The organism is Segatella copri (genome assembly GCF_003465495.1).
Lineage (GTDB): Bacteria > Bacteroidota > Bacteroidia > Bacteroidales > Bacteroidaceae > Prevotella > Prevotella copri_G.
The window spans coordinates 83,576-109,003 of record NZ_QSAV01000003.1 but is presented as its reverse complement, the minus strand read 5'-3'; the positions used below and the strand labels follow the sequence as shown (position 1 = coordinate 109,003).

General features: G+C 45.0%; 21 protein-coding genes. 14 read left to right on the top strand and 7 right to left on the bottom strand.

The window, feature by feature from the left end; translation table 11 throughout:
* Positions 1–30: 30 nt before the first annotated feature.
* Both DWV53_RS01605 and DWV53_RS01600 read left to right on the top strand, forming a co-directional pair.
* Positions 31–258 carry a hypothetical protein gene (locus DWV53_RS01605; RefSeq protein WP_118151199.1) on the top strand — a complete coding sequence of 76 codons (228 nt, stop codon included), beginning with the start codon at positions 31–33 and terminating at the stop codon, positions 256–258.
* Positions 259–472: 214 nt separating this feature from the next.
* Positions 473–1,141, top strand: coding sequence for a DUF3256 family protein (locus tag DWV53_RS01600; protein ID WP_181992379.1), 669 nt, complete (start codon positions 473–475; stop codon positions 1,139–1,141).
* 207 nt (positions 1,142–1,348) lie between these two features.
* Here the strand turns inward: DWV53_RS01600 and DWV53_RS01595 are convergent, their stop codons facing one another.
* Positions 1,349–1,921, bottom strand: a complete 573-nt coding sequence (locus tag DWV53_RS01595) for a chromate transporter (protein WP_022121159.1) — start codon at positions 1,919–1,921, stop codon at positions 1,349–1,351.
* Positions 1,922–1,951: 30 nt separating this feature from the next.
* Complete coding sequence (locus DWV53_RS01590) at positions 1,952–2,479, bottom strand: chromate transporter (RefSeq protein ID WP_118079787.1); 528 nt, start codon at positions 2,477–2,479, stop codon at positions 1,952–1,954.
* A 173-nt stretch (positions 2,480–2,652) separates the two neighbouring features.
* Between DWV53_RS01590 and DWV53_RS01585 the strand changes: the two genes are divergently transcribed.
* From DWV53_RS01585 to DWV53_RS01555, 7 genes are all read left to right on the top strand, one after another.
* A complete protein-coding gene (locus DWV53_RS01585) occupies positions 2,653–3,954 on the top strand; it encodes an MFS transporter (protein WP_118151195.1) in 1,302 nt (433 codons plus the stop codon).
* An 87-nt stretch (positions 3,955–4,041) separates the two neighbouring features.
* Positions 4,042–4,605, top strand: coding sequence for a UvrB/UvrC motif-containing protein (locus DWV53_RS01580; protein ID WP_118151193.1), 564 nt, complete (start codon positions 4,042–4,044; stop codon positions 4,603–4,605).
* Between the two features lie 60 nt (positions 4,606–4,665).
* Positions 4,666–5,421 carry a 16S rRNA (uracil(1498)-N(3))-methyltransferase gene (locus DWV53_RS01575; RefSeq protein ID WP_118139601.1) on the top strand — a complete coding sequence of 252 codons (756 nt, stop codon included), beginning with the start codon at positions 4,666–4,668 and terminating at the stop codon, positions 5,419–5,421.
* Between the two features lie 14 nt (positions 5,422–5,435).
* The gene (locus DWV53_RS01570; protein WP_118151191.1) at positions 5,436–6,833 is read left to right on the top strand and encodes a DUF4836 family protein; all 1,398 of its coding nucleotides are present in this window, start codon (positions 5,436–5,438) and stop codon (positions 6,831–6,833) included.
* 132 nt (positions 6,834–6,965) lie between these two features.
* On the top strand, positions 6,966–7,610 hold the full coding sequence (locus tag DWV53_RS01565; RefSeq protein WP_118151189.1) for an ATP-binding cassette domain-containing protein: 645 nt from the start codon (positions 6,966–6,968) through the stop codon (positions 7,608–7,610).
* An 82-nt stretch (positions 7,611–7,692) separates the two neighbouring features.
* Positions 7,693–8,892 carry an ABC transporter permease gene (locus DWV53_RS01560; RefSeq protein ID WP_118151187.1) on the top strand — a complete coding sequence of 400 codons (1,200 nt, stop codon included), beginning with the start codon at positions 7,693–7,695 and terminating at the stop codon, positions 8,890–8,892.
* Positions 8,893–9,254: 362 nt separating this feature from the next.
* Positions 9,255–12,461: a TonB-dependent receptor gene (locus DWV53_RS01555; RefSeq protein ID WP_118151185.1), complete on the top strand. Its 3,207-nt coding sequence runs from the start codon at positions 9,255–9,257 to the stop codon at positions 12,459–12,461.
* A 293-nt stretch (positions 12,462–12,754) separates the two neighbouring features.
* On the opposite strand, the gene DWV53_RS01550 is transcribed toward DWV53_RS01555, so the two are convergent.
* Positions 12,755–14,068 (bottom strand): serine hydrolase domain-containing protein, encoded by a 1,314-nt coding sequence (locus tag DWV53_RS01550; RefSeq protein WP_118151183.1) that lies wholly within the window; start codon positions 14,066–14,068, stop codon positions 12,755–12,757.
* A 195-nt stretch (positions 14,069–14,263) separates the two neighbouring features.
* Between DWV53_RS01550 and DWV53_RS01545 the strand changes: the two genes are divergently transcribed.
* Together DWV53_RS01545 and DWV53_RS01540 are read left to right on the top strand one after the other, a co-directional pair.
* The gene (locus tag DWV53_RS01545) at positions 14,264–15,397 is read left to right on the top strand and encodes a metallophosphoesterase (protein WP_117692590.1); all 1,134 of its coding nucleotides are present in this window, start codon (positions 14,264–14,266) and stop codon (positions 15,395–15,397) included.
* A gap of 260 nt (positions 15,398–15,657) precedes the next feature.
* The gene (locus DWV53_RS01540) at positions 15,658–16,263 is read left to right on the top strand and encodes an epoxyqueuosine reductase QueH (RefSeq protein ID WP_117692588.1); all 606 of its coding nucleotides are present in this window, start codon (positions 15,658–15,660) and stop codon (positions 16,261–16,263) included.
* 64 nt (positions 16,264–16,327) lie between these two features.
* Here DWV53_RS01540 and DWV53_RS01535 read toward each other — a convergent pair whose 3' ends face one another.
* The gene (locus DWV53_RS01535) at positions 16,328–17,992 is read right to left on the bottom strand and encodes a formate--tetrahydrofolate ligase (RefSeq protein WP_118151169.1); all 1,665 of its coding nucleotides are present in this window, start codon (positions 17,990–17,992) and stop codon (positions 16,328–16,330) included.
* A gap of 219 nt (positions 17,993–18,211) precedes the next feature.
* Here DWV53_RS01535 and DWV53_RS01530 point away from each other — a divergent pair, with 219 nt between their 5' ends.
* The 3 genes from DWV53_RS01530 (at position 18,212) to pflA (ending at position 22,329) form a co-directional block, all read left to right on the top strand.
* Entirely contained in the window at positions 18,212–18,901 is a 690-nt protein-coding gene (locus DWV53_RS01530) for a thiamine phosphate synthase (protein ID WP_118151167.1), read from the top strand.
* A gap of 373 nt (positions 18,902–19,274) precedes the next feature.
* The gene (pflB, locus tag DWV53_RS01525) at positions 19,275–21,521 is read left to right on the top strand and encodes a formate C-acetyltransferase (protein ID WP_117692712.1); all 2,247 of its coding nucleotides are present in this window, start codon (positions 19,275–19,277) and stop codon (positions 21,519–21,521) included.
* A 76-nt stretch (positions 21,522–21,597) separates the two neighbouring features.
* Entirely contained in the window at positions 21,598–22,329 is a 732-nt protein-coding gene (gene pflA, locus DWV53_RS01520) for a pyruvate formate-lyase-activating protein (RefSeq protein WP_118151165.1), read from the top strand.
* On the opposite strand, the gene DWV53_RS01515 is transcribed toward pflA, so the two are convergent.
* The 3 genes from DWV53_RS01515 to DWV53_RS01505 all read right to left on the bottom strand — a co-directional run bounded on the left by DWV53_RS01515 (position 22,326) and on the right by DWV53_RS01505 (position 25,415).
* A complete protein-coding gene (locus DWV53_RS01515; protein ID WP_118151163.1) occupies positions 22,326–22,709 on the bottom strand; it encodes a response regulator in 384 nt (127 codons plus the stop codon). The genes pflA and DWV53_RS01515 overlap by 4 nt on opposite strands.
* A gap of 43 nt (positions 22,710–22,752) precedes the next feature.
* Complete coding sequence (locus tag DWV53_RS01510; RefSeq protein WP_118151161.1) at positions 22,753–24,009, bottom strand: nucleotide sugar dehydrogenase; 1,257 nt, start codon at positions 24,007–24,009, stop codon at positions 22,753–22,755.
* 89 nt (positions 24,010–24,098) lie between these two features.
* On the bottom strand, positions 24,099–25,415 hold the full coding sequence (locus DWV53_RS01505) for a glycosyltransferase family 2 protein (protein WP_118151159.1): 1,317 nt from the start codon (positions 25,413–25,415) through the stop codon (positions 24,099–24,101).
* Between the last annotated feature and the right edge of the window lie 13 nt (positions 25,416–25,428).

Genomic DNA, 25,428 nt, shown 5'->3' with positions numbered 1-25,428 from the left:
TTCCGTAATTTTGTCGGAAAATAGAGAAATATGACTGCAAGAGAAGATAGAGAAAAGGAAAAAACGAGCCGAGAGAATCTTGGTAAGTTCTTTTATGATTTAGCTAAGGCTAATTTCACAACCAATGTTGCAGGATGTATCTTGTCTATGGTTATGAAAGATAAATATGACGATGCGATGGTTTGGGGATTGCTTTCTTTTGGACTAGCTTCCACAGCTATTTTGGCATATGTTGGTTTTAGAATATTAAAAAAATAAGTGTTATGGAAGGATTAATTATGATTTATGCGACGATTACAGTCGTTGCTGGGGCTATGGCGCTTTGGCTTCATACGAAATGGGGTAAGAAATTCTTAGAGAATCTCTAAAAAATATAAGCTTCAAAAATGAATACATTGGCTTTAACTTTCGCCGTTTGCTCAATAGTAGCATTGGCCTTTCTTGCATGGCTCTTTACTCCTTGGGGAAAGAAATGGTCGAAGGAATTGTAGTGATGAAGAAGATAAAATATATATTATGTGCTTGCCTGATGATGGCAAGTATGGGCATGGAAGCCAAGTCGATGAAGGACTTGCTGGTTTCGATGCCCGATTCTGTTGTGCCTTATCTCAACCACAACCTGCGGCTGGAATTTGCTGAGCTGCAGGAGATGGGAGTGAAGGCAGAAGTGAAGAATCTTTTAGGCGAAACGAGTGTGATGGATACGCTGACTGCTGATTTCGTTCAGTTGAGAACGAGTAAGAGCGCTACTTTGCAGATGAAGAAACTGCCATCGGTTAACGGCGATTCGCTGCTTTGCGTGGTGAAGACTTTTGCCGGAGTAGAGAAGGAGAGTGAACTCTATCTCTTTAATCAGGATTGGCAGGAGCAGGATGCCAGCAGGATTTTCGATGGGAAATCTTTGCAGCAACTGGCTTCCGGTCTTGTTGCCAAACCCGATACGATGAGCGAGGCTAAGTTTGATGAACTCAAGGGGAAAATTGAACTCAAAATCGTGAGTGCTCTGCTCCTGCAACATGAAAACAGCCTCGTAGTGCGCTTGGCTTTACCTTTCGTGCCTGCTGACGATAAGAAGGCTGTAAATGCAATAAAAGTGCAAAGAAAGTTTAACTGGAATGGAAAAACTTTTAAGGAGAGTTAAATCCTTGAAGTTTTTTGCTATAAACTATTGTAGGTTACAAGATTATTTGTACCTTTGCATCGTGTTTTTCATGGTATTAGATTATTAAGGTTAATAAAAGATTGGTTGTCGTGAGACAATCAATTTTTTTTTGTCCCTATCTGAAGGCATCAGCCCCTTGTCTTTCCCATCGGCTGGAGGCCGTTGGTTCAGACCGCAGGGCGATATTTAAAAGATAACCATTCCGATGATACCGCAGATGAAAAGCAGCAGGATAGGGTTGGTCTTTCTGAATTTTGTGAAGTAGAAAGCAGCCAGAAACAGCACGATGCTTGCTCCGAAGACAAACGGATTGTCGGTTGGTGATCCGAAGTTCTCTTTATTCATCAGGAGAACGGCGGCAGCAGCTATCAGTCCGATGATGGCAGGGCGGAGTCCCGCAAAGATATCCTTTACGATTTTAGAATCCTTGTGCGTAATCAGATAGCGGCTGATGAGAATCATGATGATGAAAGGCAGCCACATGATGGAGAGCGAAGCCAATACCGAACCCAGACAGGCTGCCCAGGTAGGATAGCCGTCGTGAAGGCAGGCGGTATAACCTACGTAGGTGGCACAGTTGATGCCGATAGGTCCCGGTGTAGACTGGCTGATAGCCACAATATCCGTAAACTCAGCATTGGTAAGCCAATGGTTCTTCACTACCGTCTCGTTATGGATGAGCGAAAGCATCGCATATCCGCCACCAAAATTAAATGTACCAATCTTGGTAAATATCAGAAATAATTTCAGAAATAGCATAATCTCTATATTTTTTACCTTTTTATTTTTTTACTTTTTTACCTTTCCGTAGAGCCAGCCCAGCACACCGGCTGCGATGATGATGTAGATAGGGGAGATGCCGAAAGCTGCAATCAACAGACAGCAGACAACGGGAATCCAGATGTTGTAGCGGTTGATGTTTGCCGTCTTTGCCATCTTGAAGCAAGGCGCAGCAATGAGTGCTACCACGGCAGGGCGCACACCCATGAAGAACTTACCCACCCAATAATTGTCCTTGAAATGCTGGAAGAACATGGCGATGATGAGAATGGCGATGATAGAAGGCAGGGCGATGCCAATGGCACCCACAATGCCTCCCCAGACTCCCTTCAGCTTATAGCCGATATGACTCGCCATGTCGATGGCGAAGATGCCCGGAGTGGTCTGAGCCACTACCATGATATCCATGAACTCCTGCTTGTCCATCCACTTGTTCTTGTCTACAAATTCCTGTTCCATGATCGGTATCATGGCATAGCCTCCGCCTAGCGTGAAAGCCCCGATTTTATTGCACGTGAGGAAAAATTTTACTAACATATCTGTTGTTTCTATATTACTTTTCTCTTATATCTGTTGAAATCGGCTGCAAAAATACACATAATTTGTTAAATATGCTAGCTTTCATGCGGATAATCTTCAAAATCGTGTGCTTTTTACCCGAAAATTTGTATCTTTGCAGCTAATATTTTATAATAAAAAGACATTAAACTATGAATCTGAAAGTACGCCTAGCAGTGATGAACTTCCTGGAGTTTGCAGTTTGGGGAGCTTATCTCACGTCTATGGGCAACTATCTCGGCAAGGCTGGGATGGGTGCCGAGATTTCCTGGTTCTATACCATACAGGGAATCGTATCTATTTTTATGCCTACATTGATGGGCATTGTGGCAGATAAGTATATCCAGCCGCAACGTCTTTTGGGCTATTGTCACCTTTTGGCAGGAGCAGCCATGATAGGTCTGTTCGTTATGGGACAGGCTAGTCAGACTCCTAATGAGGCAATGTTTATTGCCGTTTACACCTTCAGCGTGGCTTTCTATATGCCTACATTGGCATTGTCAAATACTTCGGCATTCAGTATATTGAAGAGCAACGGGCTCGACACCGTGAAGGCTTTTCCGCCAATCCGTGTGTTCGGAACCGTGGGCTTCATCCTCACGATGTGGATTGTGAACTGTGCTACCTGGGACAACGGTTCATTCTCGTTCCTGTTGAGCGAGAACGCCCATAAGTTCCAGTATACTCATTATCAGTTTCTGGTATCGGGTGTGCTCAGCATTCTTCTCTTCCTCTATTGCTTCTCATTGCCAGCCTGTCCTATCGTGAAGAAAGAGACAAAGAGCTGGGTAGAGACATGGGGTTTCGATGCCTTCAAACTCTTCAAGAGCCGTGAGATGGCGATGTTCTTCATCTTCTCTTGCATGCTCGGTATGAGTCTGCAGGTAACCAATGGCTATGCCACTCCGTTCATTACCAGTTTCAAGGGCGATCCTGCGATGCTCGATACTTTTGCAGCTAACAATGCTACGCTCCTGGTATCCATCTCTCAGGTAGCCGAGGCGCTCTGCATCCTTCTCATTCCGTTCTTCCTGAAGCGTTATGGCATCAAGGTTGTGATGCTCATCGCCATGATGGCATGGGTTTTGCGATTCGGTTTCTTCGGATTGGGCAATCCTGCATTTCCGGGTGTTACCTTCTTCATCCTCTCATGCATCGTTTACGGTGTAGCCTTCGACTTCTTCAATGTGTCGGGTGGTCTGTTTGTAGACCAGAAATGTGATGTGAAGGTAAGAGCATCGGCTCAAGGTCTGTTCATGCTGATGACCAATGGTCTGGGAGCATCTATCGGAACCATTCTCGCAGGTATGGTCATCAACCATTACTGCCACTGGACAGATGATGGCTACCTGATGGGTGACTGGAAAACCTGCTGGTTCATCTTTGCCGGTTATGCGCTCGTGGTAGCAGTAGCCTTTGCTGTCCTCTTCCGTCCGAAGAAAGAACAGAAATAAGGAAGAAAAAGGTCATACTCAACGCGAGAGTAAAAACAGAATGTTACGTAAGAATATAAATAAATTTAAATAAAGAAAGGGTACATAATGATATTGTACAAACTTAAACTCGCTGCCTGCTTTGGCATTCCGGAAGCTTCCGGGACATGTATTATTAGTTTGGTAGACGAATCCGAAAAAAGAGCTTTGTCTATTATGACTAATGATTATGTAGCAGAGCAGCTGAAGGCATGTAATTCGAAAACTTCTGATTTTAAAAATGATGTGATCTCTGTACTTTGGACACTATTTGACAGGCAAAATGTAGACGATTTCTATCTCGAATTCGATGCTACGCCAGAGAGGGGAGTATATGCTACTCTTGTGAATAAAATCACAAATGAACGTATGAGCATCAAGACTGACCAGGCTGTGTTGTTGTCTGTGGCTGCGGATATAGAAATGTATACAACAGAGCTGGTTATAAAGGAAATTTCTACTCCTTTTAATAAAAATGATATGAGTTCGGCTTCTTGTGCGGTACCAATTTCGGCTTTGCCAGACCAGATGCTCGAAAAAGCATTGGATTGTGCCATTAATGAAGAAGATTACGAAACAGCCTCAGCCATTCGTGATGAGATAGAGCGCCGCAAAGGCAAAAAAAGTGAATAATTAAAGGATATTCTTACGGAATAACAGAAAAATAAGAAGAAAAAGTAACAATAAGAGGAAATGAAAGAAGTTAGATTTTTCTATGTGCCAGATGCGGCTACACAGACAGAACTACCTCAGGAAGAGGCTACTCATGCACTCAGGGTTTTGCGTATCCAGGCGGGGGACGAATTGTTCCTGATGGATGGCAAGGGGGTGTTCTACCGTGCAGAAGTTTCGCTGGCTACCAACAAACGGTGCATCTATGAGGTGAAGGAGGTTATGCCGCAGCAGCCTGCCTGGCGCGGACACATTCACCTGGCCATCGCCCCGACAAAGATGATGGACCGCATTGAATGGATGGCAGAGAAGGCTACGGAAATCGGCTTCGATGAAATCTCTTTCCTCAACTGCAAGTTCTCTGAACGCAAGGTCATCCGTATAGACCGCATAGACAAGATTGTGGTTTCTGCCGTCAAGCAGAGCCACAAGGCTTGGAAACCTGTGGTCAACGAACTGCAGAACTTTAAAGATTTTATTACTACTCCCCGCAATGGCAGAAAGTTTATCTGTCATTGTTATGAGGAGATAGAAAAGAAAGACTTTTTTGCCGAGATTTCCAAGTCATGCCCAGCTGATGATTCTGCCGGAGCAGCCCAGGAGGGTGCCGATGACATCACCGTGCTGGTAGGACCTGAGGGCGATTTCTCTATCGATGAGGTGAGACTGGCCCTGGAAAACGGATATGAGAGTGTTTCGCTTGGCACCAGTCGCCTCCGTACGGAAACAGCAGGATTGGTGGCTGTCAACATGTGCCATCTGGCAAGAGCTTTATAATATTTACTAGTGTGATGAAAAGATTGTATAAGAGTTTGATGTTCATGTGCTTGGCTGTCGTATTGGGATTGCTGAGCTCATGCTCGGGCACTGACTATCTCAATGCCATTCCAAAGAAAAGTACTGCGCTCATCTCTGTTGACATGCAGCAGATGGCATCCGGCAAGAGCGATGAAGACAAGGCGGGAATGCTCAAGTCTCTGCTGCACGTTGAGGATGCATCGAAGTGTGGCATCGACATCTCAGAGAAGATATTCCTCTTTGAGAGTGCTGATGGCAACCTCGGACTTTGTGCCAAGGTGAGCGATGAGGGCGATGTAGAAGACTGGCTTGCTTCGCTTGCCAAACAGCATATCGCTACAGAGGTGAAGGAGCGAAAAGGCTTTCATTTCTCCGTATTGAAAGATTCGTGGCTGGTAGGCTTTTCTGATCAGGCACTCCTCGTTATGGGACCGGTTGTAGCCGATGCGCAGGCCCAGCTCCAGCAGCAGATGGTGAAATATCTGAAGGCTGATGAGGACGAAGGTATTACCGCATCGCCTATGTTTGAACGTCTGGAAAACATCACTTCGCCTATGGCTATGGTGGCTCAGGCTCAGGCGCTGCCGGAGAAGTTCGTAGCTCCATTTACCCTTGGTACTCCTAAAGATACCGACCCTTCGCAGGTAGTGATTGCTGCCGAGATGGACGTGAAAGACGGTATTCTGCAGGTGAAGGGAGAAACCTTCTCCTTTAATAAAGAAATAGATGAGGCCCTGAAGAAGGCGGCTCAAACCTATCGTCCGATTAAAGGCAGCTACGTCAAGTCGATGCCTGCTGATGCCCTGGCGGGTATCTTCATGAACGTAAAGGGCGAGCAGTTCCTGCCGATGATGCAGAGCAACCGCAGCCTTCAGACCCTCCTGATGGGTATCAACCAGGCCATCGATATGGATAATATCATCCGTAGTGTGGATGGAGATATGGCTATCGTGATGCCTTCGCTTACAGATAACGATATGCAGATGACGATGGCTGCAAAACTGTCGCATGCCAAGTGGTTGGGCGATGTTGATTATTGGAAAACTTCATGTCCGGCTGGTGCGAAGATAGCCAATTGGGGAAAGAATGCTTACTTCTATACCGATGGCAAAACCTCGTTCTATTTCGGTGTGACGGATGACAAGCAGTTCTTTAGCGGAAGCGATCAGCTGATGGCGCAATATGCCGTGAAACCAAGTAATCATCCGATAGATGCAAAGATTCAGAAGCTCATCGTCGGTCAGAAACTGGCAATGGTCATCAATCTCGCCAAGAGTTCTGGTAGTGACGGCTCGGGCAAGGATGATGCCATCTCTACCGTAACCGGTCTGCTTACCCCAGTCTTCGGAAATCTTACTTCGGTGGTCTATACTTTAAAGGTAAAAGGGTAAAAAGGTAAAAGGGTAAAAAGAACCTTACCCCTCCCTCTCTCTCTGCGCCCCCGTTCCTAGCGATTCTATCGCTAGTCCCCCAAAAAAGTCCTAATTTTAAAGGTAAAAGATTAAACATTAAACATAAAAAAAGTGGAAAAGATTCAGCTTCATTCCGTTCTCCCACAGGTTTTTGCCCAGCGCAACGACCTGGATTCGGAGATATGGAAGCAGGATGTTACCTTCGAGAAAGGTCATCTTTATCTTATCGAGGCAGAGAGTGGCAGCGGAAAGAGTACTTTCTGCAGCTATGTGCTCGGCTATCGTCACGACTACAGCGGAAGCGTGATGTTCGACAATGATGTTACCGCCAACTACAAGGTGAAAGACTGGGTAGAGATGCGCAAGCGTCACATCAGCCATCTCTTTCAGGAACTCCGTCTCTTCCCTGAGCTTACTGCCTTGGAGAATGTAGAAATTAAGAACAAGATAACCGGATTCAAGACGCGTGAGCAGATACAGAAATGGTTTGATATGCTCGGTATTGCTGATAAGGTAGATGCCAAAATCGGCAGAATGTCGTTCGGACAGCAGCAGCGTGTAGCAATGATGCGTGCGCTCTGTCAGCCTTTCGACTTCATTCTGGCTGATGAGCCTATCAGTCACCTCGACGACAACAATTCTGGCATCATGGCAGATATCATGATGACCGAAGCGAAGGAGCAGGGGGCTGGCGTCATCGTAACCAGTATCGGTAAGCACATGGACTTGCCCTACGAGCACGTGTTTAAACTTTAGTAAAGTTAATAGTTGACAGTTTATAGTTAATAGCAAGTTTGCTATAAACTGAAAATTATAAATTATAAATTCGAAATTTAAAATGAATCTCGTTTGGAAATTATTGCGTCAGCATATCAGCATACCTCAGTTTGCGGGCTTTGCCTTCGCCAATCTCTTCGGTATGCTCATCGTTCTTTTCGGCTTTCAGTTTTATAAAGACGTGCTGCCTGTCTTCACTCAGCAAGACAGTTTCATGAAAGCCGACTACCTCATCATGAGCAAGAAGATAGGTATGGGAAATACCATCAGCGGCCGTTCCAATACCTTCTCGGGTTCTGAAATCGATGAAATCGGAGGCCAGAAGTTTGTAAAGAAGATAGGAAAATTCACCTCTACTGAATATAAGGTAGATGCCCAGATGGGAGTGAATGGAGTGAACGTTCTGAATAGCGAACTCTTCTTCGAGAGTGTGCCTGACGGTTTTGTTGATGTGCCGCTCAAGGACTGGAAATATACGCCGGGAACTCAGGAGGTGCCAATCATCCTCCCGCGTACCTATATTAATATGTATAACTTCGGTTTCGCCCAGAGTCATTCGCTTCCTAAAATCAGCGATGGACTGATGGGCATGATTGATTTCAATATCCAGATTCAGGCTGGTGGCAAGAAAGAGCAGTTCAAGGGAAAGGTAATCGGTTTCTCTTCGCGACTCAACACCATCCTCGTTCCACAGGCATTCATGGACTGGAGCAACCAGGAATTCGCTCCAAACCAGAAGAGCGATCCTAACCGCCTCATCGTAGAGGTAGGAAACCCGGGAGACGAGAACATCACCAAATACTTGGATGATAATGGTTATGAGGTAGAGACAGACAAGCTGGATGCTGAGAAAACTACCTATTTCCTCCGCATGATGGTATCGATGGTGATGATTATCGGTTTGGTTATCTCCGTTTTGAGCTTCTATATTCTGATGCTCAGCATCTATCTGCTGGTTCAGAAGAATTCTTCTAAGTTAGAGAATCTTCTTCTGATAGGTTACAGTCCGAACAATGTAGCAAAGCCATATCAGGTGCTCACCATCGCGCTGAACATCGTGGTACTTATCATCGCGTGGATCATCCTCTTCTTCCTTCGCGATTACTACATGGGCTTCATCGAAACCCTCTTCCCTGATATCGACGAGGGCACCATGCTCCCAGCCATCGCCCTGGGTCTGTTCCTGTTCCTGATAGTTTCTATCCTGAACATCGTAGCCATCCGACGCAAGGTAATGAGCATCTGGCAGCGAAAGGAGTAAGGCACCTAGTCCTCGCTCTAGCAGCAAGTAGTAAGGTTTGAATAAGGTGTAAGTTAAGAGCAAGGAAGTAGAGCTAGGTGTAAGGGAGCCTAGCCTCTGTTCCAGACGATTCCATCGCCTGTCATAAAAGCTCAGTCCCCCGCTTTTAGCCTTCAGAAAAAACTATAAGCAAACCCCCGTTATAAAATAACAAATTAAAGGAAATCTGCGTTATTTGCTTAACGCAGATTTTTTTTATGTTATAAAACACATTTTTTCATGCTGTTGTAACACTTATATCGAATTTTTTGTTTAATTTTGCACCCGTAATAGATATTTGGGGGCTATTCTCCCGTATTATTAATTAATTTTTTAAAAAAGGTATGCTGAAAAGATTGCATTTACTTCTGGCTTTGTTCATCCTGACGGTGAACGCTGCAATGGCTCAGATTACCACTTCAGGCATTAGTGGTAAGATTTCTTCCAATGGCGAAACCGTTATTGGTGCTACAGTTACTGCTACACACCAGCCATCTGGTACTGTGTATCGTGCTGTAACAAATGTAGATGGTCGCTATACTATTCAGGGTATGCGTCCAGGTGGTCCTTACAAGGTAAGTATCTCTTATATCGGATATAAGGACAAGGTTTTCAACAATGTCAGTCTGAACTTGGGTGAAAGCCAAAATCTCTCTTGCTCTCTTCAGGAAGATGCCAAGCAGCTTCAGGAGGTTGTTGTTTCGGGTAAGGCTGGTCTGAATGGTACGAAGACCGGTGCGGCCATGAGTATCAATGCTCAGCAGATAGCTGATATGCCTTCTATCTCGCACAGTATTGCGGATGTGGCTCGCCTGAATCCACAGCTTACTACAAACGGGCAGTCTGGTTCTATGTCATTTGCCGGTATGAACAACCGTTATAATTCATTCCAGATTGATGGTGTGATGAATAACGACGTGTTCGGTCTTACTGCTAATGGCAGTAATGGCGGTCAGGCTGGATCTCAGCCTGTTTCTATGGAGACTATTGACCAGATTCAGGTAAATATCGCTCCTTTCGATGTTCGTCAGGGTGGTTTTACCGGTGGTGCCATCAACGCGGTAACCAAGAGCGGTACCAATGAATTCCATGGAAGTGGCTATTTCTATGGAAACAACCAGGATTTGGTAGGTCGTCATTATAAGAATATGGATGGTACCTATGCTCAGCCTTATGATGATGAGAAGGAAACTTTGTTCGGATTTACGCTCGGTGGTCCAATCATCAAAAACAAACTCTTCTTCTTCGCAAACTATGAGAATTCAGAAAAGTCGTACCCAACTCAGTATACCATCGATTCTCCAGATGTTAAGTTTAATCCGGATTTGGCTAAGGACTTGATGTCTAAGATTTATGACTTGGCTAACCGTCAGGGGTATGATTATGCAACTTCATGGGCAGATAAGGATAAGAACGTGAAGAGCCAGAAAGCTGGTTTGAAGTTGGATTGGAATATCAACGAGTTCAACAAGTTCTCTGTACGTTGGAGTTATGTTGATGCTAAGCAGACGCTTGGTCTGGGTGGTATTGCTACATTGAATACTACCGACCACTTGTATGATTTCAAATCTAAAACTCATTCTTTCTCAGCAGAGTTGCAGAGCCGCATCTCTCCAAACCTGAGCAATGAGGCACGTGTATCTTACGTTAGTGTTCGTGATGAGCGTACTTCTGGTCAGCCTGCACCATCTATCACTATCTATAAGGTAGGAAATGGTACCATGAATATCGGTAATGAATATTCCTCAATGGCTAATGGATTGAAACAGGACATTTATACCCTCGAAGATAACTTTACATGGTACAAGGGTAATCATACACTGACATTCGGTACACATAATGAGCTTTACAAGTTCTCTAACCTCTTCCTTCAGAATCTCTATGGATGCTATTATTTTGATACTCCTGACGATTTTCTGAATTATTATAAAGGTTGTGGAGCCGATGGTTTTGGAGGTGATGGTAAGTATATCAAGAACTTCTACTTCACACAGGCTAATGTTGAGGTGACTGGTAATCCTCGTTGGGCACCAGAGTTTAGCGCAGCTCAGCTGGGCTTTTATGTACAGGACAAGTGGGATGTGACAGACAGCTTCCAGCTCACCTATGGTCTCCGTATGGATATGCCTCTGTTCTTTGATACTCCTGCCGAGAATGCTAAGTTCAATGAGTGGGCAGCAGGTAAGGGATATGGTTTCAAGACCAATCAGAAACTTGCCAGTACACCAATGTGGAGCCCTCGTGTAGGTTTCCGTTGGGATATTGAAAAGAACCGCAAATATATCCTTCGTGGAGGTATCGGTGTATTCACTGGTCGTATTCCTTTCGTCTGGTTGAGCAACAACTTTACGAATACTGGTGTGCAGACATCTTCTTACTCTGCAAAAAATAATTCTGCTGTGCAGCTCATCATGGATCCTAACAAGCAGACTCAGAATGCAGATAATCTGAAGGCTACCGGTAGCCAGCTGATCAATGTGTTTGACAAGGATTTCAAGTTCACTCAGACTATGCGTGTTAACCTTGGTTTCGATTTCAATCTCCTGGGTATCGACTGGACTGCTGAGGGTATCTTCAGCAAGAGTCTGAATGATGTTTATTACAAGAACTTGGCTTATGAGGAGTCTGGTAAGACCTTGTCACAGACCTCTTACATGAACTGGGATAACCGTCCTCTTTATACAAAGGTGGCAGATGCTAAGTCGTTTACCAACATCTATGCAATGTATAATACCAGCAAGGGCTACAGCTACAGCCTGTCTTTGTCAGCAGCTAAGCACTTTGCGTTCGGTCTTGATCTGAATGCATCTTATACATTCACTCACTCAGAGTCTGTAAGCAGTATGACCTCATCTGTTGCTCAGAGCAACTGGCGTAATACTCATACTTATCGCTTCTCAAACAACCCAGAGTTGGCTAATAGTGGTTATAATGTGCCTCATACAGTGAAGGCTTCTGCTTTCTATCACTTCAACTGGGGAACCAACAAGTTGTTTACCACTACTGTAGGTCTTATCTACCAGGGTCAGAGCGGTTCTCCTTACTCTCTCGTTTATAGTGGAGATATCAACGGAGATAATGGTACAAGTAATGACTTGATTTTCATCCCTACAGATGCGCAGGTAGACCAAATGCAGTTCTTGGGTACTGATGCTTATACTGCTGAGCAGCAGCGTGCTAATTTGAAGCAGTGGCTTGCTACTACTCGTTATGTGAAGGATCATCGTGGTGAGTACTTCGAGCGTTATGGTGATAACTTGCCATTCGAGAGTCATTTCGATTTCCACTTCGGTCAGAAGTTTGGCATCCGTACAGGTAAGTATGTACATGCTTTGGAACTTACTTTGGATATCATGAACGTGGCTAACCTCCTGAACAAGGATTGGGGCCGTACCTTCAGTAGTGGTTATAACAGCGAGTTTGTTTCTCCTATCACGTACAAGGGTGATGGTGTATTCCAGTTCGCTAACCCATCAGATATGCCTCTCAAGTATCCTAGCTCATACTACAGCCGCTGGCGTGGTCAGGTTGGTTTGAAGTATACATTCTAAGGTATATACGAATCGAGATTAACAAAGATTTTGTATAAACAATAAAAGGGTATGAAGAAAGTTTAGATAATAGTTGGCGCATAACAGTTGGCTAACGCATGCACAACAGGTGTTGTGCATGTGCATATCAGCTGTTATGCAAGCGCACAACAGCTGTTGTGCGACCGGAGATACTAACTATCTCAAAAACTTATGTTATATTTTCTAACAACATATATTATCTTTTCAGACAACATATCATTAATATAAAAAGAGGGTGAATCATAAGTAAATGATTCACCCTCTTTCTGGTTTTATAAGAACAAGTCTTTCTTTGGCATGTTTGCCATATATTTCTTTCTCAGTTTCTCGAAGAAAGCCATTGTATCGTTAGAGAAACCATGTCCCTTCCAGGTGGATGTGTTCGTGATGAGAATCCAGCATTGGTTATCCGGATATTTCAGGACGATGGCTGATGTGCCAGCCAGCGAACCGGTACGAATCCATGGTTTGTTGCTCTTTGGTGTATAGTTCCAGCCGATAGAGTATTGGTGGTCAGCCTGCTCGCGCGTCATAAACTCGATGCTCTTCTTGCTGAGGATATCCTTGACATGTGGCAAACCGTCGATGCTGGCAATAAAGCGGCTCAACTCTGCAGTCGAACCACACCAGGCACCTGCACCTGAAAGGCGAGGGAGGTCGGTATCTCCATAGCATTTCTCTACCAGTCGTCCACTGTTGTTGTATTCATACACAGGGATGCTGCCCTGGTGCATGTAGTACTTCGTCTCGTTAGGGCGGCGGTCCTTTAAGTAAGTGCCGGCAATGTGCATGTCGTAGCATCCGGCAGGCTGGAGCACATACTTCTGCATGAAGTTTTCATATTTCATTCCGCTCTTCTTTTCTATAATCATGGAGAGAATCATGTAGCCCAGATTACTGTAGCATTTGCCTTCGCCAGGAGTATAGCCCAAGTGGCGCTTCAAGAGAATCTTGAGCAGGGTAGGGTGATCAGGTGGCGTTTTGAGATGGTTCTGCATCATGATGTAGCGGGTGGAAGATACCGGGTCGCCGGCATAATTGTTGAAACCTGCCTGATGGCGCAGCAACTGTTCTACGGTGATGTCGTAATAGCGCTTGTCCTTGATACTGTTGTTGTAAACGGTATCGCGCAGGATTCCCTTTTCGCCAAACACCTTCTCGTTCAGCTTGAGTTTCTTCATCTCCTGCAATTTCATGATACCTACGGCTGTAATCAGTTTCGATACCGAGGCGAAGCGCATCAGCATGTTAGGCTCCATTCTGATGCCTCGCTCCTTATCCGCCATTCCGAATCCGCGGGCATAGAGTAGCGAGTCATTGCGGGTGATGACGAGTTGGGCTCCATTGATTTCCCATCTCTTGAGATACCTTTCTATTACCGAGTCCATCTCATGATATTCCTTCCCCTCAGTCAGTGCATTTGAGATGGAATCGTTGATATGAACCTTAGGGAGCGAATCTGCCGCCTTGTTCTTGTCTGATGCTGATGTACAGCGAGATACACAGCTGTGTGTAGTCCATCCTACGATTGCTGTAAAGGTAAGCAATATGATTGCTATGCGTTTTTTTCTTAGTCGTCGTGCCATTTTATTTAATTTTTCTTTTGCAAAGATTTTGCAATCGAGTGCAATGAAAGTTTACTTTCAGATTGCCGAGTGCAGCAAATCTTATGCAAAGATACTGCAATCTTCTCAAATAACAAAACATTGAAAATATATTTAAATTTATTTTGTATTGTCTATGAATTATCGTACCTTTGTACCCAGTTATAAAGAAAAACAATGAAGAAGGTATTAAAAAAAGTATTAAGATCCATATTCTATATAGTAGTCATGTCGGTTCTGGCATTCCTGCCCGACTTCTGGCTTTGGCACATCGGGGTGAGTGAGTGGCCTTTGCTGCTAGCCATCTTATGGTGGGTTCCCTCGTTGTTACTTGTTCTTGCCGAAGTGGGGTTGCAGATGGGGTTCTTCCATAAGTTGTCAGTCCGTGTACTCTTTACTACCATACTTTTCTCGGCATTCCCTAAGGTTGTCTTCATCCTGTTCGATGCATTTCTTCCTTGGTTCTTTGCTCTGATTCCTGCTTTGGGTGTAATGGGGTGGTTTGCCTTCGGCTTTATAGAGGGTTGGAAGCGGTTAGAACTGAAACATATAACCTTTACCTCGCCCGATTTGCCACCTTATTTTGATGGTTACCGTCTGGTACAGATTACCGACTTTCATCTCGGTTCGTTTCCTCCCGGCAATGATTTCGTGCAGAAGGTGGTGGATGCGACCAACAATGAAGAACCCGATATGATTCTCTTTACGGGCGATCTGGTCAATAACCAAGCCAGCGAAGTGGAGCCTTATCTGGATACGCTGAGGCAGCTTCATGCGTCAGATGGCATCTATTCTATCTGGGGAAATCATGATTATTGCGAATATGGCAACAATCATTCTATCGGTGCTTTGAAGAGAAACCGCCGTATGCTCTATGGATATCAGGAAAGTCTGGGGTGGCATCAGCTGATGAACGAACATCATGTGGTGAGTCATGGTATGGCATCTATCGCTGTAATAGGCGTAGAGAATCCCGGTCAGCCTCCTTTCACCAATCGCAGTAATCTGAAGAAAGCGATGAAGGGGTTGAAACCTGATATGTTTAAAATCCTCTTGAGTCATGATCCTCACCATTGGCGCAGAGAAGTAGTTGGTAAGAAGATACAACTTACTCTGGCGGGACATACGCATGCCGGACAATTGAAAATAGGTAAATGGACGCCTGCCCGCATGGCTTTCAAAGAGTGGGGCGGAGCTTACCGCATTGGTGAGCAGATGCTCTATGTATCATCGGGTATTGGTGGTTCTTTCCCTTTCCGCCTAGGCGCATGGCCTGAACTGACAGTTATCACGCTGAAACGTGATTTATAGTTCTTAAAGATACCGAAACTGGTGTTTAAGTGTTAAAATACAGTTAAATATTAGCTGTTTGAACCATTGTGGTGAAAAAAACGTGTTAAAAATTTGGTGGTTCGAATAAATGTTGTACCTTTGCACTAGTTTTCGCATATATTTGGGCAAATGGGGGGTGTCGTGAGATTGTACTCCATTTGTTTTTTGAAGCAAGGCGAAAATACTTCACATCAGAAGTAGCTGTTCACATTTTAATTTTACATTTAACATTGAAAACAATGAAGATTCCTGTAGAAGAACAATATAAATACGTAAAACTTACTCTCCCGGATGGAAGCAAGGCTGAAGGTCAGGCTGTCTTGTTGCATGCTTGTTGTGCACCTTGTTCGGCGGCTATCGTAGAATGTATGCTTCGTAATGGTATGAAGCCTACTGTATATTTCAGTAACAGCAATATCTATCCTCAGCAGGAGTATGATGTCCGTAAACATGAACTGAAACGATTTCTGGAAGCCCAGAATGTACCTTATGTAGAGGATGAGTATGACCATGAGGAATGGCTTTCTGTTATCAAGGGTTTAGAGGATGAGCCCGAACGTGGCAGCCGTTGTTCTGTCTGCTTTCAGTTCCGCCTCTCTCATGCAGCCAAGTATGCGCAGGAGCATGGTTTTCACCTTCTTACTACCACGTTGGCATCTTCGCGCTGGAAGAATATCAGACAGATAGATACTGCCGGTCATCTTGCTGTTGAGGCTTATCCTGATGTAGAATGGTGGGATATGAATTGGCGGAAGGGCGGTTTGCAGAATCGCCGAGGTGAACTCTTGAGAATCAATGAATTCTATAATCAGTTATATTGTGGTTGCGAATTCAGTATGAGATAAATGAAAAAGCCCAGGACATCACGCCCTGGGCTTTTTTATAAGAATCTGTGAAATCTGTAGTGCTTTAAGAAAGACCTGTAATCTCACCGTTTACTACATCAATGCGCTCAGCCTGTGGGCTCTTTGGTAAGCCCGGCATACGCATGATAGGACCAGCGATGACTACAACCATCTCGGCACCCATATTTACGGTGATGTCGCGAACGTGGAGTTCGAAACCTTCTGTAGGACCGTATGCCTTGGCATCGGTAGAGAAACTGTACTGAGTCTTGGCAATACAGATAGGGAACTTTTCAGCACCCAGCTTCTTGATCTCTTCAATCATCGCTTTGGCAGAATCGCTCAATGTCACGCTGCCTGCTCCGTAAAGATTGAATGCAACCTTTTCTATCTTCTCCTCAACACTATCGTTATCATCGTATGCAAAATAGAGAGGGGCTGATGGACGCTCATCAATGGTCTTCACTACGAGGTTGGCAAGTTCAATGGCACCGTTTCCGCCTTCGGCAAAGGCGCTGTTTACGGCGAAACCGCAACCCATCTCCTCGCAATGCTTGCGCAATACTTCAATTTCTTCATCTGTATCGGTTGCAAACTTATTGAATGCAATCACTACAGTCTGACCAAAGCTCTGCAGGTTCTTTACGTGCTTGTCGAGGTTCCAGTAACCGGCTTTCATACCAGCGATGTTTGGTTTCTTGATATCTTCCAGAGCTACACCACCATGCATCTTCAACGCCTGGAGGGTAACAACGAGAACAGTGAGGTCTGGTTGCAAACCTGTCTTGCGGCATTTGATGTCATAGAACTTCTCTGCACCGAGATCTGCACCGAATCCTGCCTCTGTAATAGCATAGTCGCCATACTCAAGAGCAGCAGCTGTAGCCATGACGGAATTGCAGCCATGAGCAATGTTGGCAAAAGGACCGCAATGAACAAATGCTGGTGTACCCTCTGTTGTCTGAACCAGATTTGGCTTCAAAGCATCGAGAAGGAGAGCTACGATACTGCCACCTACACCCATATCCTTTACGGTAAATGGCTTGTCGTCCTCGGTGATGCCCAGAAGGATATTATCGATACGGCGACGAAGATCATCAATGCTTGTTGCGAAACACATGATAGCCATAATCTCAGAAGCTGGCGTAATATCGAAACCAGACTCTGTCTCGATGCCGTTCTTATCTCCTATACCGGTGATGATGCGGCGCAAACCTCTATCGTTCACATCCATGACGCGACGCCAAAGAATCTTCTTGAGTTTGAAACCCTCTGCTTCGTGCTGGAAACGGTAATTGTCCAGAAGGGCAGAGATCATGTTGTTGGCCTCTGTGATGGCATGGAAATCGCCGGTGAAGTGGAGGTTGATCTTATCCATTGGTACGAGCTGGGCATAACCGCCACCTGCTGCGCCACCCTTCATGCCAAAGCATGGACCGAGAGATGGTTCGCGCAAGGCTACGACTGACTTCTTGCCAATCTTCTGCATGCCCAATGCGAGACCTACAGATACCGTAGTCTTACCATTACCAGCCTTTGTAGGGCTGATAGCTGTCACAAGGATGAGATGGTGATTCTTAAACTTGTTGGTGTCAATCTTGTCCGTAGTAATCTTAGCGATGTAACGGCCGTAGTTTTCCACTTGGTCTTCATGGATTCCAAGTTCTGCTGCCACTTCATTGATAGGGCGCATTTTTACTGATTTAGCTATTTCAATATCTGTCAACATAAAAAGTAATGTTTTGTATTTTGAGTGCAAAGGTACGGAAAAGAATTCATATAAATGCATAGGAATGTATAAAAAAACAAAATAAAATATCCTTCTTCTTTAAAAGCCATCAAGGCAGACCGCCCATTTCCAAATGACGAAGTTTAAAAAAGGTAAATTGTAGGATTTTGTCGTGTGAATGTAGTACCTTTGCAAGCGAATTTATATTTTATAGTACGTATGAACAAGTCTTTAGCATTAGCTCATTTTCAGACGAGCTTTCAGTTTATCACGCATCAGAACGAGCGCTTCTCTTATCTCGAAGGTGCCTATCTGGCACTTATCGGAGGATGTGATTGGGTTCAGCTTCGCATGAAGGGGGCTACCGATGAAGAGGTTGAGCCTATTGCCCGTAAGTTAAAGTTGGCTTGCGAGGGTGCCGGTGCAACCTTTATTCTCGACGACCGTGTAGAACTGGTGAAGAAGTTACAGATAGATGGTGTGCATCTTGGAAAGAATGATATGCCGGTTGATGAGGCCCGTAAGCTCCTGGGTGATGAATTCATTATCGGAGGAACAGCCAATACATTTGATGATATTCGCCGTTTGCATGAACAGGGGGCTGACTATATCGGTTGCGGTCCGTTCCGCTATACTACTACCAAGGAGAAACTCTCTCCGGTGTTGGGTATAGAAGGTTATCGCCAGATTATTGAGCAGATGAGGGAGAATAAAATCTCTCTGCCTATGGTGGCCATCGGAGGTTTGACCCCAGACGATATAGATCCGCTTGCAGATTTGGGCATCGGTGTGGCAATGAGCGGTACCATCCTGAATGCGGAGAACCCTGTTACCATGACACGTCAGATTCATGACAAGTGTTTCGGATTATTCATGGAAAATCTCAATCATTATTTTGAGAATCAGTAGAATGATACTCATAAATGATGATTTTGCATAGAAAAGAGAAGAAAGTTCTGGTTTTCTTCTCTTTTCTCATTTTATTGTTGTAATTTTGCATCCGCATTGCAAAACTGTTGCAAGCCAATTACAAATAATGAATTTAAAAGACATGAAATTAATAGTGGGAATTAACTTAGGAAATATAGGAAAAACAGATGCTGTCGGCAAGAACGAGAACATCATGATATACGCACCTTCAGATAAAGGTGCTTAAAAACCCGGGCACAAACGTGTTCGGGCTTTTTTATTTTACTATATATAAATAGGTGTAAAACCAACTCAAAATAGATAGTGTGTGCAAAATATATAATTATTAACTTTATAAAAAAGTATTAAAATGATAAAAACAGAATGGAGAGGTTTCAAAGGAAACATGTGGCAGAGTGAAGTGAATCTTCGTGATTTCATTCAGAACAACTACACTTGTTATGACGGCGATGAGTCGTTCCTTGCAGAACCTACTCAGGCAACTAACACCCTTTGGGGTATGTTGAAGGAACTCCAGAAGGAGGAGCGCGCCAAGGGTGGTGTGCTTGATATGGAAACAGAAATCGTTTCAGGATTGACAGCTTATGGTGCTGCCTATATTGGTGAGGGTACCAAGGATTTGGAGAAAGTGGTAGGTCTTCAGACTGATAAGCCTCTGAAGCGTGCCTTCATGCCATATGGTGGTATCAAGATGGCGGAGCAGGCTTGTACAACATATGGCTATCAGCCATCTGAGAAGCTCCACGAAATCTTCCACAAGTATTGCAAAACTCATAATGATGGCGTATTCGATGCTTATACTCCAGAGATGAAGCTCGTTCGCCATAACCACATTCTTACCGGTCTTCCTGATACATACGGTCGTGGACGTATCGTAGGTGACTACCGTCGTGTAGCCCTCTATGGTATCGACTTCCTCATTGAGGAGAAGAAGAACGACCTCGCAAACATGGGCGACCGTGAGATGATCGACGACGTTATCCGTCTTCGTGAAGAGGTTTCTATGCAGATCAAGGCGCTCAAGGGCTTGAAGGAGATGGCTCAGTTGTATGGCTACGATATCAGCCAGCCAGCTAAGAACGCTCGTGAGGCTGTTCAGTGGTTGTACTTCGGTTACCTCGGAGCTGTGAAGACTCAGAATGGTGCTGCGATGTCTGTAGGCCGTATCTCTACATTCCTCGACATCTATATCCAGCGCGACTTGAACGAGGGTACTCTTACCGAGGATGAGGCTCAGGAGCTCATCGACCACTTGGTTATGAAGTTCCGTATGGTTAAGTTCGCCCGTATTCCTTCTTACAACGAGCTCTTCACCGGCGACCCAGTTTGGGCTACTCTCGAAGTAGGTGGTATGGGTCAGGATGGCCGCTCAATGGTTACCAAGAACGATTACCGTTTCCTCCATACATTGGAGAACATGGGTCCTTCACCAGAGCCAAACCTCACTGTACTCTATAGCTCTCGCTTGCCAAAGGCATTCAAGCACTACGCTTCTCTGATTTCTGTAAAGACAAGTTCTATCCAGTATGAGAACGATGACGTAATGCGCCCAGTTTGGGGTGACGACTATAGCATCTGCTGCTGTGTATCTGCTACACAGACAGGTAAGGAGATGCAGTTCTTCGGTGCACGTGCCAACTTGGCTAAGTGCTTGACCTACGCTGTATCTGGCGGTGTTGATTCAAAGACACGCGAGCAGTGCGGTCCTAAGTATCGCGCCGTTGAGGGTGATGTGTTGACATACGAGGAGTTCATGCCACGTTTCATGGATATGATGGACTGGTTGGCTGGCGTTTATGTGAAGACATTGAACCTCATCCACTACATGCACGATAAGTACTTCTACGAGGCAGCAGAGTTGGCGCTCATCGATACAGATGTTCGTCGTACTTTCGCTACAGGTATCGCTGGTTTCAGCCACGTGGTTGACTCTATCTCAGCTATCAAGTATGCCAAGGTAAACATCGTCCGTGATGAGACCGGTTTCCCTCTCAGCTTCAAGACCGAGGGTGACTTCCCACGTTACGGTAACGATGATGAGCGTGCTGATGAGATTGCAGTATGGTTGCTCAAGACCTTCATGAACATGATCAAGAAGCATCATACATACCGCAATTCAGAGCCTACTACATCTATCCTGACTATCACATCAAATGTAGTATACGGTAAGTACACCAGCAACATGCCTGATGGTCGTCCAGCCGGTGCTCCATTGGCTCCAGGTGCTAACCCATCTTACGGTGCAGAGAAGAACGGTCTTTTGGCTTCATTGAACTCAGTAGCTAAGTTGCCATACGAGTATGCTCTCGATGGTATCTCTAATACTCAGACCATCAGTCCAGGTGCTCTCGGTCACAACGATGAGGAGCGTGCCCAGACATTGGTAGGTGTATTGGATGGTTACTTCAACCAGGGTTCTCACCACCTGAACGTGAACGTATTCGGTATCGACAAGCTCAAGGATGCGATGGAGCACCCAGAGAAGGAAGAGTACCAGAACTTCACAATCCGTGTGAGTGGTTACGCTGTTAAGTTTATCGACTTGACACGTGAGCAGCAGCTCGACGTAATCGCTCGTCAGGCTCACGAGAGACTCTAATCAATTAGAAGAATAAATATTGCCCGCTAGATTTTCTTTCCGAGGATATTTAGCGGGCATTTTTAGCTTAATTGTTATGCATAAAGGATTTGTACACAGCATAGAGAGCTTTGGTTCTGTAGATGGACCAGGCATCAGATTTTTGATTTTCCTGCAGGGGTGTCCGATGCGCTGCCAGTTCTGCCACAACCCGGATTCTTGGAAGATGGGAGTAGGAGAGGAGTGGAGTGCCGATGACCTTTTGGACAAGGCAGAGAGATTCAAGAGTTATTGGGGAGACAAGGGTGGCATCACCGTAAGTGGTGGAGAAGCCCTGATGCAGATAGACTTTCTCATCGAACTTTTCGAGAAAGCCCATCAGCGTGGCATCAACACTTGTCTTGATACATCAGCGCAACCCTTCCGAAAAGAGGGTGCTTTCTTCGATAAATTCGAGCGTCTGATGGCCGTTACCGATACTGTTCTTCTTGATATCAAGCATATCAACGATGAAGAGCATCGTAAACTCACCCGCCATTCTAATGTAAACATACTGGATTGTGCACGTTATTTAAGCGAGATACACAAACCAGTATGGATTCGTCACGTCCTGATTCCAGGTATTACCGACAAGGATGAATACCTCTATCAGCTGCGCGATTTTCTTTCTACACTCTCAAACATTGAGCAAATAGATGTCTTACCTTATCATACGATGGGTATCTACAAGTATGAGAAACTAGGTATTGCCTACCCACTGGAAGGCATAGATCCTCCTACTAGTGATCGCATAGCTCATGCAGAAGTAATCTTGCAAGAGGCACTTTAGCCTCTTGCAAGACTGCTTAGATGAGCATCTAGCGAGCTGGTGAGACGGGCTTTGATGATAGGCTTCGTGATGTAGTCGTTTACTCCAAGCTCGTAGCATTCATCCACATTATCCTTGTTGCTTAACAGGGAAACCACGATGATGACCATTTCACTTTTCGAGTATTTAGAGCGTACATGGTCTATTACGTCCCACCCATTTACATGTGGCATCATCAAGTCGAGCAGTATCACGTCCGGCTTGAATGAGTCAATCAGTTCAATGGCTTCTTTTCCGCCATTTGCAGTTTTCACGTCGATGTCAAAGTCCTTTATCATTTCAGAAATAGTTTTAATATTCTCTGAAATATCATCGACGATTAGCACTTTGTTCTTTTCCATTTTTCACTGGTTTATTATATAGGTTCTTTCCGATCTTGAAGATCTAGTTTCTTGGCTTGTGAATGCCGTAGATGTCGCACATGAATCCTTTATCAGTGATTAGATTGTTCATGTTGATACTGTCGAACATCTTGTGATGAGTACCGATTACCACAATCTGATACTCTTTTTCCAGAACTTTAGGATCATCTGTCACCTTGATGTTATATTCTTCTTTTACTTCCTTTGCGTCTACCAATGGATCGTAGAGTGTGGTTTTGTAACCTGCTCCTACCAGGTTGATATAGAGATCGGCTACTTTTGTGTTTCTGATATCATCGCTGTCTGGCTTGAACGAGAAGCCGAGAATCAGCACATTAGTCTCCGGAGCCTTGAACTTTCTGCTTTCAGATGCATTCTTAATCTTTCCTGCCATCCATACCGCCATCTGCTCGTTAACCTCGCGGGCTGTAGAGAGCAGCGATGGTACCACGTCAACCTCCTGTGCCTTGTTAATCAGGTAGTATGGGTCTACCGCGATGCAGTGGCCGCCAACGAGTCCTGGAGTAGCTGGTATGAAGTTCCATTTTGTGCTTGCTGCCGCCGTTACGTCTTCAATGTTGATGTTCATCTTGTCGAAAATCTTTTCCATCTCATTGAAGAAGGCTATCTGCACGTCTCTCTGGCAGTTCTCCATCAGTTTACATGCCTCTGCTATTTTGATACTTTTCGCCTTGTAGGTGCCATGGGTAAGTACTGAAGCATAGAGACTGTCGATGATAGCTGCTGCTTCGGGTGTAGAACCGCTGGTAACCTTCACGATGTTCTCGATGGTATGAACAGTATCGCCCGGGTTGATGCGCTCTGGCGAGAAGCCTACAAAGAAACTCTGGTTTAACTTCAATCCTGATGTAGATGCCAGTAATGGAGCGCAGACCTCTTCTGTCAGACCTGGGTAAACGGTACTCTCGTAGACTACGATATCACCTTCTTTCAGAATCCTGCCAACCTCAGCTGTAGCATTTCGCACGCAACTGATGTCTGGTTTGTTCGATTTGTTCACCGGTGTCGGTACAGCTATGATATACACGTTACACTTCTTCAGGTCATCAATATTGCTGGTCAGTTTCAGTCCCTGTTCCAATGCCTTGCATACAGTTTTGTTGTCTGTCATTGTACTTTTGGCTAGCTTGGCTACCTTTTCAGCTTTGATGTCATACCCCCATGTATCATATTTCTTTGAGAATAAGCATGCTAGTGGAGTACCAACATACCCCAATCCTATTACTCCAATCTTAAACTCAAAAGACTTGTTTACCATATACTATATTCTGTTTATGTTTTATAATGTTGTTTCTTTTATTGGGAGCTCCCTGCTGTATGTACGTTACAGCAAGTAACTCGGATCTTTTAGATTCCTTCGAGCTGAGCATAGCGCGAAGTCTTCTCAGGGTTCCAGGCGTCCTTGTAAGAACGTCGGAAGAAGATCTCTTGCAGATGAGCCGACAGGCGGGCGATACGCAGGAAATAACCTGTATAAGGCGACATCAGTGGCAGGTATCTGTAAAGGAACCACACGTCTTTCTTTCTTTCTGAAACCATCAGCACCAGGATGAAGGCAAGCTGTGAGAAGCATACTCTGATAAAGTAGCCCAGTGCCAGCACTTCAATGATGTGCGTGTTAAACGTGATGGCGAGCTTGATGATATACCACAACCACAGAAAATTGAGGAAGCAGTCGAAAACCACACTCTCCATGTTGGATAACCAGTTAAGGATACTCCAGTTCTTTGTAGGCAGCAGAATGTCGGCATGCTTGCGGAGACGGAATCTCACGAGCGAGCGCGACCATCTGATGCGCTGATGATACAGCTTGTACCATTTGGTAGGCACATTGGTCATACAGATGGCATCTTCGGCAAATTTCACTTTATATCCGGCTTTGCGGATCTTCTGTGTCAGGTCACCGTCCAGTCCCGGTCCTATGTCCCAATAGCCCACTTCCTTCAGCGTCTTTCTTTCGAAGGCTCCGAATGCTCCCGAAATGATGTGGTAGATACCCAGTTCGCTGGTTACGATACGTCCCACCTGTATTCGCTTCAGGTATTCGAAAGCCTGCAGCGATGAGCAGATGGTTTCCTTATAGTTGCGCACTTTCACACATCCTCCTACGCCCTTTACCATTCCATCGATGTAGAAGGGGAGTAGAATCTTCTCCAGTGCATCACGGTCTAGAGAAGAGTCGGCATCCAGACATACGATGTATTTGCCTCTTGCCATCTGGGCTCCATAGTTGCTGGCGGCAGCTTTACCGCCTCTTGTATCCAACCTCAGGTAGTGGGTGATATACCCGGCTCGGTAGAGGTCGTTACAAATCAGTTTGGTGTCGTCGTCGCTACCATCGTCTACCACGATAATTTCGTAGTTGCGGTAGGTTTGCTCAGCCAGCGAGTTCACCATTTTGAATATATGTTTGCCTTCGTTCTTTCCCGGTACGAGGATGCTTACGAGTGGATTCTCGCGGTACAGGAAGTACTTGGCATATTCTTTCTCTTTATCTATCCGGTTTCTCTTCATCAGTCGGTTTCCGATTACGAGATATTCCAGAATATAATATCTTGGCATCTCGATGAAGAAGAGGAACCAGAAGGTATTCACGATACTGCTAAACGATAGCGTGCTGATCCAGTCGAAGAAATCGTTCAGATGTTCTGCTATGCTAAACATACGCTTTTCCCTT

Coding starts and splice junctions, on each gene's coding strand:
- DWV53_RS01605 (WP_118151199.1), top strand. CDS start 31: ATGACTGCAAGAGAAGATAGAGAAAAGGAAAAAACGAGCCGAGAGAAT.
- DWV53_RS01600 (WP_181992379.1), top strand. CDS start 473: ATGGTCGAAGGAATTGTAGTGATGAAGAAGATAAAATATATATTATGT.
- DWV53_RS01595 (WP_022121159.1), bottom strand. CDS start 1,921: ATGCTATTTCTGAAATTATTTCTGATATTTACCAAGATTGGTACATTT.
- DWV53_RS01590 (WP_118079787.1), bottom strand. CDS start 2,479: ATGTTAGTAAAATTTTTCCTCACGTGCAATAAAATCGGGGCTTTCACG.
- DWV53_RS01585 (WP_118151195.1), top strand. CDS start 2,653: ATGAATCTGAAAGTACGCCTAGCAGTGATGAACTTCCTGGAGTTTGCA.
- DWV53_RS01580 (WP_118151193.1), top strand. CDS start 4,042: ATGATATTGTACAAACTTAAACTCGCTGCCTGCTTTGGCATTCCGGAA.
- DWV53_RS01575 (WP_118139601.1), top strand. CDS start 4,666: ATGAAAGAAGTTAGATTTTTCTATGTGCCAGATGCGGCTACACAGACA.
- DWV53_RS01570 (WP_118151191.1), top strand. CDS start 5,436: ATGAAAAGATTGTATAAGAGTTTGATGTTCATGTGCTTGGCTGTCGTA.
- DWV53_RS01560 (WP_118151187.1), top strand. CDS start 7,693: ATGAATCTCGTTTGGAAATTATTGCGTCAGCATATCAGCATACCTCAG.
- DWV53_RS01555 (WP_118151185.1), top strand. CDS start 9,255: ATGCTGAAAAGATTGCATTTACTTCTGGCTTTGTTCATCCTGACGGTG.
- DWV53_RS01550 (WP_118151183.1), bottom strand. CDS start 14,068: ATGGCACGACGACTAAGAAAAAAACGCATAGCAATCATATTGCTTACC.
- DWV53_RS01545 (WP_117692590.1), top strand. CDS start 14,264: ATGAAGAAGGTATTAAAAAAAGTATTAAGATCCATATTCTATATAGTA.
- DWV53_RS01540 (WP_117692588.1), top strand. CDS start 15,658: ATGAAGATTCCTGTAGAAGAACAATATAAATACGTAAAACTTACTCTC.
- DWV53_RS01535 (WP_118151169.1), bottom strand. CDS start 17,992: ATGTTGACAGATATTGAAATAGCTAAATCAGTAAAAATGCGCCCTATC.
- DWV53_RS01530 (WP_118151167.1), top strand. CDS start 18,212: ATGAACAAGTCTTTAGCATTAGCTCATTTTCAGACGAGCTTTCAGTTT.
- pflA (WP_118151165.1), top strand. CDS start 21,598: ATGCATAAAGGATTTGTACACAGCATAGAGAGCTTTGGTTCTGTAGAT.
- DWV53_RS01515 (WP_118151163.1), bottom strand. CDS start 22,709: ATGGAAAAGAACAAAGTGCTAATCGTCGATGATATTTCAGAGAATATT.
- DWV53_RS01510 (WP_118151161.1), bottom strand. CDS start 24,009: ATGGTAAACAAGTCTTTTGAGTTTAAGATTGGAGTAATAGGATTGGGG.
- DWV53_RS01505 (WP_118151159.1), bottom strand. CDS start 25,415: ATGTTTAGCATAGCAGAACATCTGAACGATTTCTTCGACTGGATCAGC.